At 59.9% G+C, this 13,589-nt stretch carries 15 protein-coding genes; 8 read left to right on the top strand and 7 right to left on the bottom strand.

The window, feature by feature from the left end; genetic code table 11:
* The first annotated feature begins 9 nt into the window (after nt 1–9).
* Entirely contained in the window at nt 10–2,415 is a 2,406-nt protein-coding gene (locus QA643_RS29220; protein WP_283029118.1) for an EAL domain-containing protein, read from the top strand.
* Between the two features lie 60 nt (nt 2,416–2,475).
* The gene (locus tag QA643_RS29215) at nt 2,476–2,895 is read left to right on the top strand and encodes a hypothetical protein (RefSeq protein WP_283029117.1); all 420 of its coding nucleotides are present in this window, start codon (nt 2,476–2,478) and stop codon (nt 2,893–2,895) included.
* 157 nt (nt 2,896–3,052) lie between these two features.
* Here QA643_RS29215 and QA643_RS29210 read toward each other — a convergent pair whose 3' ends face one another.
* Nucleotides 3,053–3,487, bottom strand: coding sequence for a hypothetical protein (locus QA643_RS29210; protein WP_283029116.1), 435 nt, complete (start codon nt 3,485–3,487; stop codon nt 3,053–3,055).
* A gap of 69 nt (nt 3,488–3,556) precedes the next feature.
* Here QA643_RS29210 and QA643_RS29205 point away from each other — a divergent pair, with 69 nt between their 5' ends.
* The 3 genes from QA643_RS29205 (at nt 3,557) to QA643_RS29195 (ending at nt 5,268) form a co-directional block, all read left to right on the top strand.
* Nucleotides 3,557–4,189 carry a hypothetical protein gene (locus tag QA643_RS29205; RefSeq protein ID WP_283029115.1) on the top strand — a complete coding sequence of 211 codons (633 nt, stop codon included), beginning with the start codon at nt 3,557–3,559 and terminating at the stop codon, nt 4,187–4,189.
* A gap of 67 nt (nt 4,190–4,256) precedes the next feature.
* Entirely contained in the window at nt 4,257–4,880 is a 624-nt protein-coding gene (locus QA643_RS29200) for a YdcF family protein (RefSeq protein ID WP_283029114.1), read from the top strand.
* A 199-nt stretch (nt 4,881–5,079) separates the two neighbouring features.
* Entirely contained in the window at nt 5,080–5,268 is a 189-nt protein-coding gene (locus QA643_RS29195; RefSeq protein ID WP_283029113.1) for a hypothetical protein, read from the top strand.
* A gap of 566 nt (nt 5,269–5,834) precedes the next feature.
* On the opposite strand, the gene QA643_RS29190 is transcribed toward QA643_RS29195, so the two are convergent.
* The gene (locus QA643_RS29190) at nt 5,835–6,161 is read right to left on the bottom strand and encodes a hypothetical protein (protein WP_283029112.1); all 327 of its coding nucleotides are present in this window, start codon (nt 6,159–6,161) and stop codon (nt 5,835–5,837) included.
* Between the two features lie 260 nt (nt 6,162–6,421).
* Here QA643_RS29190 and QA643_RS29185 point away from each other — a divergent pair, with 260 nt between their 5' ends.
* From QA643_RS29185 to QA643_RS29175, 3 genes are all read left to right on the top strand, one after another.
* Complete coding sequence (locus QA643_RS29185) at nt 6,422–7,057, top strand: hypothetical protein (RefSeq protein ID WP_283029111.1); 636 nt, start codon at nt 6,422–6,424, stop codon at nt 7,055–7,057.
* 248 nt (nt 7,058–7,305) lie between these two features.
* A complete protein-coding gene (locus QA643_RS29180; RefSeq protein ID WP_283029110.1) occupies nt 7,306–7,740 on the top strand; it encodes a GNAT family N-acetyltransferase in 435 nt (144 codons plus the stop codon).
* A 284-nt stretch (nt 7,741–8,024) separates the two neighbouring features.
* Nucleotides 8,025–8,246, top strand: a complete 222-nt coding sequence (locus tag QA643_RS29175; RefSeq protein ID WP_349253241.1) for a hypothetical protein — start codon at nt 8,025–8,027, stop codon at nt 8,244–8,246.
* 197 nt (nt 8,247–8,443) lie between these two features.
* Here the strand turns inward: QA643_RS29175 and QA643_RS29170 are convergent, their stop codons facing one another.
* The 5 genes from QA643_RS29170 to QA643_RS29150 form a co-directional block, all read right to left on the bottom strand.
* Nucleotides 8,444–9,289, bottom strand: a complete 846-nt coding sequence (locus QA643_RS29170; RefSeq protein ID WP_283029109.1) for a carbohydrate ABC transporter permease — start codon at nt 9,287–9,289, stop codon at nt 8,444–8,446.
* A 1-nt stretch (nt 9,290) separates the two neighbouring features.
* Nucleotides 9,291–10,220 carry a sugar ABC transporter permease gene (locus tag QA643_RS29165; RefSeq protein ID WP_283029108.1) on the bottom strand — a complete coding sequence of 310 codons (930 nt, stop codon included), beginning with the start codon at nt 10,218–10,220 and terminating at the stop codon, nt 9,291–9,293.
* A gap of 15 nt (nt 10,221–10,235) precedes the next feature.
* Nucleotides 10,236–11,393 (bottom strand): ABC transporter ATP-binding protein, encoded by a 1,158-nt coding sequence (locus QA643_RS29160; protein WP_283029107.1) that lies wholly within the window; start codon nt 11,391–11,393, stop codon nt 10,236–10,238.
* A 4-nt stretch (nt 11,394–11,397) separates the two neighbouring features.
* Nucleotides 11,398–12,741: an extracellular solute-binding protein gene (locus QA643_RS29155; RefSeq protein ID WP_283029106.1), complete on the bottom strand. Its 1,344-nt coding sequence runs from the start codon at nt 12,739–12,741 to the stop codon at nt 11,398–11,400.
* A 217-nt stretch (nt 12,742–12,958) separates the two neighbouring features.
* Nucleotides 12,959–13,555 (bottom strand): helix-turn-helix domain-containing protein, encoded by a 597-nt coding sequence (locus tag QA643_RS29150; protein WP_283029105.1) that lies wholly within the window; start codon nt 13,553–13,555, stop codon nt 12,959–12,961.
* Nucleotides 13,556–13,589 lie beyond the last annotated feature (34 nt).

The following is a 13,589-nucleotide window of genomic DNA, read 5'->3' as shown; positions in this document are numbered from 1 at the left end:
GGGTCTGTAATGTACCGCGTCCTGACTTGCCTCACCACTGAACATGACTGGCGCCTGGTCGTGCTGGCCGGCACCATCTGCTGGCTTGCCAGCGCCGTCGCCATCAGCCTCTTTCATCGCGCCAGGGCTTCGCGCGGCCGGTCGCGCGCGGTCTGGATCGCGCTCGATGCGGCAGTCGGCGGCTGCGGAATCTGGGCCACTCATTTCGTCGCGATGCTGGCTTACGATCCCGGCGCCGGCGCCGGATACAGCATACCGGTCACGCTGCTGTCGCTGGTCTTCGCGATTCTCATTGTCGCCGCGGGCCTTTGCGTCGCGCTGTCGAGCACGCGCCGGACGGTGATCGCCCTGGGCGGCGTCGTCATCGGCGGCGGCGTCGCGGCGATGCACTATACCGGCATGGCGGCGCTCGAGCTGCCCGCGTTCATCGTGTGGTCGACCGGCATCGTTGTGGCCTCAATCGTGTTTGGCAGCCTGTTCGCAGGCCTCGCGCTTCTGGTCGCCGCGCGCTGCGACAATCCCATCCACACCATCGCGGCGACCGGCTTGCTGACAGTCGCCATCGTCTCGCACCATTTCACGGCGATGGGCGCCGTCACGCTCATTCCCAACCCGACGCTCGGCAGCGACGGGCTGTCGATTTCCCCGACCGCGCTTTCGTTCCTGACCGCGGTCGCGGCCTTCGCCATCCTCGGCCTGTCGCTGCTGGCGGCGATGATCGACCGCCGCGCCAAGGGCGAACTGCATAGCCAGAAGGTCCTGCTCGATACCGCGCTCGACAACATGTCGCAGGGACTTTGCATGTTCGACGCGGATGGGCGGATCCTGCTGAACAACGAACGCTATGCCGAAATGATGGGGCGAACCGGCATGACGCTGCAGGGGCGTTTGCTGCTCGACGTGCTCCGGCAGCAGAAGGCGCTCAATCGTTGGGATGGCGATCCCGATCAGTTCGTAGCCCGCGTGATCGCTGCGGCCAAGGCCGGCGAGAGCGTGACGAGGACGGTTACCCGCAACGATCGTTCGATTCGCGTGGTCGATCAGCCGATGCGGGGCGGCGGCTGGGTCGCAACCTTCGAGGACATCACCGAATGGCAGGCTGCCCAGGAACAGATCTCGCATATGGCGCGCCATGACGCGCTGACCAATCTGCCAAACCGCACGCTGTTCCGCGAGCAGCTCGAAAAGGCGCTGCGGCTGGCCAGGCGCAACGACCAGCTTGCCGTGCTCTGTCTCGATCTAGACCACTTCAAGGCGATCAACGATTCGCTCGGCCATCCGGTCGGCGACGCCCTTCTGAAGGAAGTCGCGCGCCGCTTAAGCGGATGCATCGCCGAGAACGACACCGTGGCGCGGCTCGGCGGCGACGAATTCGCGATCGTGCAGTTCTGCAGCGACTGTGATCCGTCGGCGGTCTCCTTGCTTGCCAGCCATGTGGTGGAGCAGGTTTCAGCGCCTTACGAGGTTGCCGGCCATCAGCTCGTCATCGGCGTCAGCATCGGTATCTCGCTCGCCCCGGAGGACGGCAAGAATCCCGACGAGCTGCTCAAGAAGGCCGATCTTGCGCTCTACCGCGCCAAGGAAGACGGCCGCGGCACCTATCGCTTCTTCGAGACCGGGATGGACGCCCGCGCGCAGGCCCGGCGGCTCCTGGAGCTCGATTTGCGCGCCGCGCTTCACCGCAAGGAATTCGAAGTCTATTACCAGCCGATCCGCGACGTCGCCAAGGATGTCGTCGTCGCTTTCGAGGCGCTGGCACGGTGGAATCATTCGCTGCGCGGCATGATCTCTCCGGCGAATTTCATTCCGCTGGCGGAGGAAACCGGGCTGATCGTGCCGATCGGCGAGTGGGTGCTGCGCCAGGCTTGCATGGACGCGGCGAGTTGGTCGCAACATGTCGGCGTCGCCGTCAATCTTTCGCCGGTGCAGTTCAAAAACCCCAACCTGGTCGCGACGGTGAAGGAGGCGCTGCGCGCCTCCGGGCTTCCGGCGCACCGGCTGGAACTCGAGATCACCGAATCGGTGTTGCTGCAGAACAGCGAGGCGACGCTGTCGGTCCTGCACGAGCTTCGCGCCTTCGGGGTGCGGATTTCGCTCGACGACTTCGGAACCGGCTATTCCTCGCTCAGCTACCTGCGCAGCTTCCCGTTCGACAAGATCAAGATCGACCGCTCGTTCGTCACCGAGCTCGCCACGCGCGAGGATTCGATGGCGATCGTGCGTGCCGTGACCGGGCTCGGCAAGAGCCTCGGCATCGTCACCACGGCCGAAGGCGTCGAGACCGACGAGCAGTTCGACCTGCTCCGCCAGGAGGGCTGTACGCAGGCGCAGGGCTATCTGTTCAGCCCGCCGCGTCCCGCAGCCGAGGTGGAAACCATGCTGTCGAAAGCTCGGGCGCGGCGGGTCGTTGCCTAGGGCGTGTATTAATCCCGCTGGTCAGTGGGCGCGGATCGGCGGTATCAGAACGCACCTTCGATGGCCTCGACGGCTTTCTCAACTGAACTGCTTTCACTTGGTGCGTTGAGCTTCTTTAGAATGAACAACCTATCAGATGATCCGCTGAGTGAGAGATTAGCCGGCATACAATTGGCATTGTTCGAGTTGATTTGGCCCGCATTCACATGGATCAAAGGCATTTACGCTGCCGCCGACCCGCAGACGTGTTTCATTCACATTCGAGCCGATGAACCGCCATCGGATGCTGAGTGGGACGACTGCGTTCGACTGCTCAATGAGATATTTGCTTCGGCCGCAGGGAATTCAAAATTGCGGCTAGAAGCAGTATGCAATGAAACCCCGCCAGCGGGCGCGGCTTTCAAGGAGATTATGTCACAGGCAATCTTTGAATTGATTGCTAGAGATATGGCCCCTTGGCGATTGCATACTGGTCGATAGCGGCTGCACAGCCGTGAGGTCTGCACGGGGTCATAAGGCGAAATTCTCAGAGCGGGCACAAAACATCTGCTTACCCTCGGAAGCCGACGTCGCATTTTGTGAGTACACGCCCTAGCTAGCTAGTTCCCGCAGGCTTGCTTCTGCAAGCCTTGTTCTCTCAGGCCTTGCGCAGCGCGAAATGCGAACCGCAGAACGCCATCACGGCGCCGAGGCACAGTGCCGCAAGGCCGGCCAGCACGCCCGATACGGTCGGGATCGGGCTCGGTGCCGAGGCGGCCTGTCCGGCGCCGGCCAGGATCAGCACGCCGACCGCGATCAGGAACTGCCGCATCCGCTGCGGAATTTGCCCCGAGGCCGCGCTGTGCATCAGGTTGGCAGTGAAATAGCCGCCGGAAAACCCGACAGTCGCGATCAACCACCAGGCGATCGCGGCGCCCGCCGGCATGAACTCGCTGGTATCTTTTCGCCACAGGCCGCCGAGATCGAGGCCGTAGCGCACGCCCAGCATGTGTACGGCGAGCGCCAGCAGCACCCCGGAAACAATCGCGCCGGCGAGGATCAGGCGGTGCGGAAAATAGGTCGTCTCGGCCATGCTCCGCTTGTAAGGTAAAGCCGGCTCGCCGCGCAAGCGGGCCATGCGCAACGATACCGGGATTCTGACTTGTCCATTTCACGACCGAAACAGCCGGTCACAGCGGGCGATAGTTCGCCCGGCACCCGCTATACCCACCGGGCATCGCTGGTCGGATCGGCGCACGCGTTCGAATTGACGGATCAAGGCCTGTCGTGGGAGGCGCGGGGAAGATCGGGGATGTGGCCCTATTCCGATATCGCCGCCATACGCCTGTCCTATCGGCCGGTATCGATGCAATCGCGCCGCTTTCGCGCCGATGTGCAACATAGGAGCGGCCAGAGCCTCGCGATTTTCTCCACGAGCTGGCAGACGATTGCGCTAATGGTGCCGCAGGACGGGGATTTTCGCGCCTTCATCGAACAACTGCATGAGCGCCTGAAGGCGGCAGGGGGCAATGTCGCGCTGGTCGGCGGCATCGGCCCGATCGCCTATGCCGGAGGCTGCCTGTTGCTCGCGCTCGTTGCGATCGCCGTTGTCGCATTGCTCGCGCGCGCTGTCGCCACGGGTCAATTCGCCGCCGCGCTATTCCTGCTTGGATTTACCGCCTTGGCCGGGTGGCAGATGGGCGGCTTCATCTGGCGGAACAAACCGCGGCGTTACAGCTTCGATGATTTGCCGCAGACGTTGCTGCCGCCGCGCCCCCGCAATCAGACGAAATGAAATGTGATTTCGCAAAGCGCCGGACGGCGCCGCACCTTGTGCGGCATTCCTCCTGGGCGAGCTTGCCATGACCAGTTCGACGACACGATTGCCGACCGAAGCCGAGATTGCGGCGATCAATGCACAGCATCTGATCGAGACGCCGTTGCGGCCGGCCGATCTCTTGTTCGTGTTCGGCACGCGGAAGGATGTCGAAGTGCGCGTGGAAGAAGCCTGCCGGCTCTGGCGCGAGGGATATTTTCGCTGGGCCATCGTGAGCGGCGGCGTCACGCCGGGCTCGGAACTCTCCGAATGCGAGATCATTGCCGGCGCGATGGTCGCGCGCGGCGTTCCCGCCGATATTATCCTTCGAGAGGACCGCGCGATGAACACCGGCGAGAACGTGATCTTCTCGCTGCCGATCCTCGAGGAGGCGCTCGGGCTTGCCAATATCCGCAGCGTAATCTGCCTCGGCAATACCTGGACCGCACGACGCTATCCGATGACGCTGCATCGGCACTGGCCCGAGGTCGAGAAGATGCTGGTCACCGTCGACAGTTTTGCGACGCCGCGGGCGCTGTGGCACACCGACGCCGAATTCAGCCGCCGCGTCCTCAATGAATGGGACAAGATCGAGCCGTACAAGGCGAGGGGCTTTATCGCAGAGTGGCCCGACGGCGGCCTCGGCGTTGGTCAGCAAGCGCAGCGGTGAGGGCGTCAGTCGGTCAACCGCATGATCGACGCGCAGCGAACGACGATTACGGCGGGACAGCCCACAACAATACTAACGGCATATTGCTTCCTCCATTTTGCCCTCAAACGATCAACTTAAGTCGTTTCAACTTGCCCTTGATCGCGGGAAAAAGTGGCAATCTTCCTCGCGTTGAAATTGAGCTTCAAGAGGGACGTCGATGGAACACAAAGGGGTTCAGTTTGAAGTCATTCAAACGACGAATTCATGTGGCTGGAAATGGACCGCTTTCGTTGATGCTGCCAGAATGCGGACTGGCATCGCGCTTACACGCGCTGATGCCGTTTTGGATGCCGAACTGGCCATTGAAAAAGCATTGGAACGCCAAACCGATGCGGCCCCGATTTGAGGTCGCGGGGCGCCGCGCCGCCTGAACGATACGTCGGCCGGCGGACTTGCTTGGGCGGCGGCACCTCTTGGCAAAGCGCTTCACCGGCGAGTGAAGCGGACTTCGCTGCGTCCCCGGCCGATGACCGCAAATGACCCCTTAGCCGTCATGACCGGTCGAGCCACAGAGGCCCGCTTACCGGGGTAGAGCAGTCTTGGAGCAGCGTAGGTCGAGACGTCTGATTTTGGACCCAACTCGGACATGGAGCAAATCGCAAAAGTCTATTCCCGTTTCCATGGGAGAAGACTGAGCATCCGTATCCTCAGGCGACGCAGGTAGTCACCAAACCAGAACGTTGAACAATCCCAGCACAGATAAAAATCTCGATGCGGGTGGGCCTCAGGGTCCGACTTTTCCTTTCCGCAAAGCATGCACTGAAGCTTGCCGAACGCCATAAGAGGCTCCCGTAGGTTGCAGGTCGCATGTACCCGAGAGCGGGCGGATCGGCAATGGTCCCCTAGGAGTACATTTTCGGAGTACATTTTCAATTCGGGTGCTGGAATGAGCGCTTCTGGCCCGTTGCAGCCCTAACGCCCGCTCTTCCGGGAAGCAACATCGTCCGGCCCAAGAATCACCCAGTCGGGACGCGTCAGGGTCTGCTTCGGCGCATGTGGATCAAGCGGCTTTGCGAAGTCCTTGCTTGGCGGGTTCGCCGATTTTCTCGGATCAAAGCTGACGTATTCCTCCCTCACGAGGGCGCCGCTAATCTTTACCGAACATCCCGTCTCATAATTCCAAATCCCTTCAAGATTAAAGCGCGCCCACCGGTCCTTGCAGCGCTCGCTCGCGATGTAGGGAATGAAGACGAAGGTCAGCGCGGTGAGTGTTCCAACTCCAATCCAAAAAACCCGCATGGCTCTACGAGAGACTCCCGTTGAAGCGCAGAGATCAAACTGCGCGCGCAACACAACCAAATGTTGCATGTTAGATCAAGAGGCAGTCCGCTTTTTGGCCCAAAGCTGAGTTCTTAAGCGCCGCCGCCGCCGCCCAGGTCGGCTTGTGATCCCGAAGCTGACTTGGGCACGCAAATTCTCCTAAGAATCTGCAAAATCCGAAGCCGGTCTATGGGCTATGATGCCCACGGTCGTGCTTCATTCAGATAGGTCATTCGGGCGTGAGCAGCGCACTAAACATTCTCTTCGTGCTTCATGGCGACCGCAACTTGAGGACTTGGCGTACTGCCGTGCTGGTCGCAAGTGCAACTATGTTCATCGCTTGTCTTACCCAAACGGCATTTGTAACCGAATGTTGCTACGTTGTGGGGCAGAGAAGAAGCGAGCCCGGTCTTGGCATATTGCTTATAGGATGGGGTGGGGTGCTAGGCAGTTGGCTTCACCCGCCGCTTTTCGTCCTAATACTCGCAGGATGGTTGTGCGCCTGCGCAAGATGGTACCTTGCCGCCTTGATCTGCGCTTTCTCTTCCATCGCCATGGTCGCTAGTTTTCACGAAGAGGTGCTTCCCAATGCTGGCTATGCAGCCTGGCTTGCCAACCCAATCATTGTAGCCGCTTGGTTCTTGTATCTTGCCGACAAGCGATCCGCTGCGTTGATTTCTGCCTTCCTTGCGTTGGGACTGATGCTGACGTTTCTGGGAGTAGCTACCGTGCCTCTCAGTGATAAGTTCGGTGAGTTGGAGATTATTTCATACGGAAGCGGTTATTGGCTCTGGATCGCAAGCGCTGGAATTCTCGTGGCAGGCACGAGTGTGCATAACCTGCCTCTTCGTTCCAGTGCGTCAGACAGTCGGTAAGATGGCGAGCCCGCTTCTGGCCATTTTTTTGGACCTGCCGTTGTTGTCGCCTGACGATCTCCCCTCGAAGTGTGGAGCGGACACCTCTGTCACGAGGCCCAACTTCGGAAGTAACCCAAAGCGGCGAAGTTGCCCGCCACCATCCGCTTCGCGTCAGCGGGCTAGGCCGGCAAGGAAGACAGTGTCCACAAAAATTGCAGTGGTCGGTGGTGGGTTGCTAAAAGCGGCGGGTAAGAGGAGATGGAAAATTGACTACGATAGTTGAGATCCGGGCTACGGATCCGCTTATGTCGGCGGTATATGCCTTGCGACGCGAAGTGTTCGTCATTGAACAAGATGTTCCGGAAGAATTTGAAGTCGATGAGAACGACAAGGTCGCCGCGCATCTTGCTGCACTTTCTGACGGCCACGTCATCGGGACGTTGCGCATGGTGCGCCATGAGCGCACGGCGAAGATAGGCAGGATGGCGGTATCGAGGCATTCACGAAAAAAAGGGATTGGAAGAGAGTTGATGGAATTCGCCGCGGCCGCTGCCTCCCGTGACGGTGCCCAGGACATCATTCTGGCCGCGCAATTCACGGCACGCGAGTTTTACAGACGACTTGGGTACATAGAGGAAGGAGCGGTCTTCGATGATGCGGGCATATCGCACGTGATGATGCGCAAGAAACTTCGGCCTTGAGTTCCGAGTGCGACCATCCGAGCACAACCGGCAGCAAAGGTGCAGTTGGCACTGAAAGACAGTGCTGCGAACTGACTATTCATGGCCGGCAGCCGAAGAACCGCCGAGCCACGGCAACGTCGCTTATCGAGGGTAGATCGGTATGAGAAGGCTTACTCCGGATCGTCGCTTGCGACCAGTTGCAGACTTTGTGCGCCGCACCTATTTTCCCGATCTGTCGGGTAGCTTGATGATGGCCTCGCGTCCATGTGTGTCGCAATACCTGGACCGCACGACGCTATCCGATGACGCTGCACCGGCACTGGCCCGAGGTCGAGAAGATGCTGGTCACCGTCGACAGTTTTGCGATGCCGCGGGCGCTGTGGCACACCGACGCCGAATTCAGCCGCCGCATGCTGCGTGAGTGGGACAAGATCGAGCCGTACAAGGCGAGAGTGGCCCGACGGCGGCCTCGGCGTTGGGCAGCAAGCGCCGCGGTGAGCGCGTCAGTCAGTCAACCGCCATGATCGACACGCAGTGAACCAGCAGCACCAGCACGCGATGTCCGCTCTCTTCGATGGCGGCCGCGAAGAGGAATCGGAGCAATACCCCGAAGCTAGCACTGTCATGCTTCCAAAGTGGGGTGTGGCCTGAGTTGAAGTCACAATGTGCCACAGCAATGCGTTACCTGTTCCTTCGGCAACAAAGGCGACGAAGCGTCAGGTTACTTCACGGCCCCACCGGTGATACCGGCGATAAAGCGATCGAGGAAGAGATTGTAGGCGATCGCCACGGGAATGGCAGCTATCAACGCACCCGCCATAATCTCACCCCAGAAGAACACGTCGCCCCGGATCAGATCGGTCGAAACGCCTAGCGTGATCGGCTTTTGGTCGGACGATGAGACGAAGGTCAGGGCGTAGACGAACTCCTGCAAGGTCAGGGTGAACGTGAAGATCACCACTGTCAGGATGGCTGGTACCGAGAGCGGGATCGCCATCCTGATGAAGGCGCCGAACAGGCTGCACCCGTCGACGATCGCGGCTTCCTCGATCTCGACCGGCAGCGCCTTGAAGAATCCCATCAGCAGCCAGGAGCAGAACGGGATTGTGAAGGTCGGGTAGACCAGCACCAATGACCACATCGAGTTCTGTAGGCCGAGTTCGGCGATGATGCGCGACAGCGGCAGGAACAACAAGGTCGGAGGGACGAGGTAGGTCAGGAAGATCATGATGCCGAGCGCTTCGCCCTTGCGGCTGGTCATCCGGGCCAGGCTGTAGCCGGCCGGAACCGCGGTGACCAGCGTGATCGCGGTGACGCAGACGCCGATGATCAGCGAGTTCAACAACCAGCGCGCGAACAGGGTCTCCTCGAACAGATACTTGATGTGTTCGAGCGTCGGCGCCTCATTGAACCAGAACGGGATATTGGTGACGTCGTAAAGGTCGCTGTTCTGCTTGAATGCGGTGATTACCATCCAATAAAACGGGAACGCCGCCAGGATGACGAAGAATGCGACGCCGAGGAAAAAGCCGGTCTGGCGGAGAGTGCGGACAACAGTGTGCGACATATCAAATCTCCCGCCGACGAATGAAGCGCAGCATGAAGATCACCACGACAAGGAGTACCGGCAACATGAACAGCGAGATCGCCGCGCCATGCGACACGTCGCCGGAGACAATGCCGGTCTGAAAGCCCGCAAAGCCCAGGACCGACGTCGCGCCACCGGGACCGCCCATGGTCAGCAAGAAAACGATGGAAAGATCGGTGAAGGTAAACACGATGCCAAAGATCAGGCCGATGGCCATAATCGGCAGAATCATCGGCAGGATGATCTGGTAGTTGCGGCGCCAGAATCCTGCACCATCGACCGTTGCGGCGTCGATCACGTCCTGCGGAACAGCGGTGATGCCGGCGAGGAAGATCACGATAGCGAATGGAAAGAAGCGCCAGGCGTTGATGATGACAATGCACAGCATCGCGAGATACGGATTGCCGAGCCAATTCGGCGCCTCTTCGCGAGTGAGGATACCAGCCGCAATCATGGTCCAATTGATCACGCTGTAAAGTGAATCGAACATCCATTGCCAGGCGATCGTGGCGAGCGCGACCGGCACCGCAAAAGGCAGGATGATCAGCGCCCGGACAATCTTGCGACCGGGGAACGGCTGCAACAGCAGGAAGGCGCCGAACTTTCCGAGTACGAGCCCGAGAAGCTGTGACCCAAATGTAAAGACGAAGGTGTTCAGTAGCGTGTCAATGAAGGTCGGATTTTGCAGGATCTCTTCGAAATTCACCAGACCGACAAACTTCCAGGTTGGATTGTAGATTGTATAGGCGCTAAGCGAGTAGTATACCGCGAGCAGGAGCGGCAAACCTACCAGTAGCAGGACGTAGAGGATCGCTGGCGCGACCAAGATCGTCTCCAGCACCTCCCGCCGATCCAGAATGAATTGAGAGCGCGAAATCGGCTTGGCAACAGGTTCCGCGATGACGGCCATTGGTGACTTCCTGGCTCAGTGGCGAGTGATACGATTGCCATTGTTGTCGAAGTGGCGCAGCGCGCTGTTCTTGACCGCGAACCCGTGCCATTCGCCGGGGCGAATGCTTTCTTCGGCCACGTGGGCAGGCGGCAATTTCGCGGTGATGGGCTGCCTCGAATCGAAGCCATCCATCACGCCATAAACGATGCGCTCGGAGCCGAGATATTCGGAGCGGTCGACGCGAAAAGAAAATTCAGTCGCACCGTCATCTCCGATCATGTTCTTGGGTAGGAAATTCTCCGGTCGGAATCCCAGATAGCCACCGCCGTTGCGGGTGACGATGTTCATCGGCGGTGCCCCGACGAAGGTCGCGACAAAAAGGTCGGCAGGATTCTCATAAATGTCGGTTGGCGTTCCCACCTGCCGAACGCGTCCATGGTCGATGACCGCAATGCGGTCGCCCATGCCCATCGCTTCGACCTGGTCGTGCGTCACGTAGATGGTGGTCAGGCCAACGCGCTGCTGAAAATTCCTGATTTCCTGGCGAGCCGAGGTGCGCAATTTGGCATCGAGGTTGGAAAGCGGTTCGTCGAGCAGAAGCGCGGTCGGTTCGCGGACCAGCGCACGGGCAAGCGCCACGCGCTGCCGCTCACCTCCGGAGAGCTGGCGTGGTCGCCGCTCGAGAAGATGGCCGATGCCAAGCAACTGCGAGGCCCACACGACCTTCTTCTGGATTTCCTCGCGGGGCACGCGCTGCGTACGCAGCGGAAAGGCGATGTTGTTGCGCACGGTGTAATGCGGATAAAGGCCATAGCTCTGAAACATCATCGCAACGCCGCGGGCACGTGGTGGGATGTCGTTGACGACATTGCCGCCGATCAGGAGATCGCCGCTGGTCTGTTGCTCGAGGCCGCAAATGATGCGCAGAAAAGTGGTCTTGCCGCAGCCAGAGGGGCCGAGCAGCACCATGAACTCGCCGTTCGGTACCATAAGCGAAATGTCGTTAACGGCCGGGAACTCGCCGAATTTCTTGACGATATGCCGGGTCAATACAGCGGCCATCGATCCTCCCAAAGCCAATGCATGGCGCGCACTCTGCCGCCAGTTTTTCGACCGAATTCCAATCCTGCTCCAAACAATGGAAGCTTTACCGATATTCCGGACCGCGCAACGGGGGCGCGGTCCGGGCACGGCCTCACGTTTTCCCGTGCCATTTCGTGAAGATCGCTTCAGACTGCTGGTGCGCCCATTTGACCGACTCCTCGGCGGACATCTCGCCGGTCGCCGCCTTCGACATCATGTCGCAGATGACGAAGTCATTGTAGACTTCATCGACGGCGGGCCAGGACGGGCCGGGATATCCGGGAGAGGCCGACCACTGGTCGGAGTCCTCGAGCACCGCAAGCTTATCATTCGGCGTCGAGGTTGGGTCGTTGGAGAGGATCGGCATCGGCTTCGGCACAAGGTTGGAGAAGCAGGGGTTGTTGTACCCTTCACTCGCCTTGAACGCTTCCGGCCAATTGTCGACATAGTATCTGAGGAACTCGATCGCGCCTTCCTTGTTTTTGGCGAACTTCCAGATGCCATAGAACTCGGAAGCGCCGCCCATGAGCTGGCGCACCGGCCCCTTCGGCGGAGCCATCACGAATGTATCGTCGGCGCCTTTCTTGTTTGCCTTCTGGAACGTCCGATACGCCGAGATCGGATTGACGATCATCGAGCCAATGCCCGAAACAAGATAGCGGTTGTTGCTGGAGTCGTCCCATGACAGCACTTCCGGCGTCATTGCCTCCTTGTATAGCGCGGTGACGAACTTGACGGCCTCGACCGTCTCCCTGCTATTGAGTGTCACTTTCTTGCCTTCGGCGTCTTGAAGCGCGCCACCAAAGCTCCACAGCAAGCCACGCCAAGTGGTGTTCGGATCGTTGCTGTGGCCCAGTGAAATCCCGATCGGATGACCCTTGGCCTTCAGCTTGGCGCCGCCGATGCGAACATTATCCCACGTATCGGGCTTGATCCCGATTTCATCCCACATGCTCTTGCGATACATGGCTGGGAAGTTGATGTAGAAATCGGGAAGCGCAGACCAGGTCTTGTCATCTTGATTGTAGCCGATCTGCCGGCCGATCGTGCTGACCTTGCCGTACTTCTTCTCGGTCGCCTCGACGAGGCTTGTCACGTCGACGAGGAATTTGCGGTAGAGATGTGCCCCGCCTGCGCCATTCCAGCCGAACAGATCGTGGCCCGATTGCGCGGAGGCTTCGGCCGCCGCACGCGCGGCAACGTTGGCGACCGGGATATGATCAACGGCGACGGCGACGTTGTTTTTCGTACCCCAGTCCTTGGCGAACTGATCGAACCATTTGTCGTATTCCGGAACAAAATGGCTCCATTGCACGATGGACAGCGATTTGGTGTCCGCAAGGGCTCTGGAGATAAATGGCGCAGTGAGAGACGACGCCGACGCGGCGGCAAGCGTAAGACCGGATTGCGTTAGGAAACGGCGGCGCGTGACGCGGCGGCATCTGCCCGTGCTCATCTGGATTCCTCCTATGATGTCTCCAGTCGGAGAAGGCTATCCAGTGAGGGGAACAGCCTGGCTCGGCCCTGGATCTTGCATTTTCGGCGTTACTATAACTTCCAGGGGCAGGTCGGCCCGTTCGACTAAAGCCGGTTACTCGGTACGTTGCCGTACAAAGATTGGCGGCGGCCCACGCCGCGCGGGGCAGAGCGATAAAAACTGCCAAGTGATTGAGTCAGAAGCAGTAGCGACAAGCGCGCATCGCACCATTATCCGCGGATAAGCGATACTGATGCAGGCCGCTGCGAGTCAGATACCCGTATTCTGAAGCGATGATCTGATAGCACTCACAGGTTCGACGCTCGAGCGCCGCGTGATCGCACAGGTTGATGCTGCCCCGCTGCCTGATGAGTCCCCCGCTCTGTTCCAGTGTGGCAAGCGTCGTCGTAATGCTGGCGCGTCGTACGCCCAGGATGACCGAGAGCATGTCGTGCGTCACAGGAATGACCCGGTCGTCCAGCCGGTCCGCTGCAAGCAGCAGCCAGCGGCTCAACCTTTCTTCGAGGCTGTGACGGGCGCTGCAAAGCGTTGTTTGGGCGTTCTGGACCAGCAGCGCATGGATATAGTTGAACAGCTGCTGCTGGACATCGGGGCATCGGTGCGCGACCCGTCGCAGGTCGGACACGGCGATGCGCAATGCATAGCCGGGGACCGACATCAGGCATCGATTGGGAGATCGGTATATGCCAAGCACGGCCGCCACGCCGACGAAGCCGAGCCGTCCAACCATCGCGATTTCAACCGGCCCGTCGCGCTGCGTCCGCACCAGCATCGATGCGACGCCACGCTCGATGAAATAGATGTGC

Origin of the sequence: Bradyrhizobium sp. CB3481 (assembly GCF_029714305.1) — a bacterium.
Classification (GTDB): Bacteria; Pseudomonadota; Alphaproteobacteria; order Rhizobiales; family Xanthobacteraceae; genus Bradyrhizobium.
This window is presented reverse-complemented; position numbering and strand designations above follow the sequence as displayed.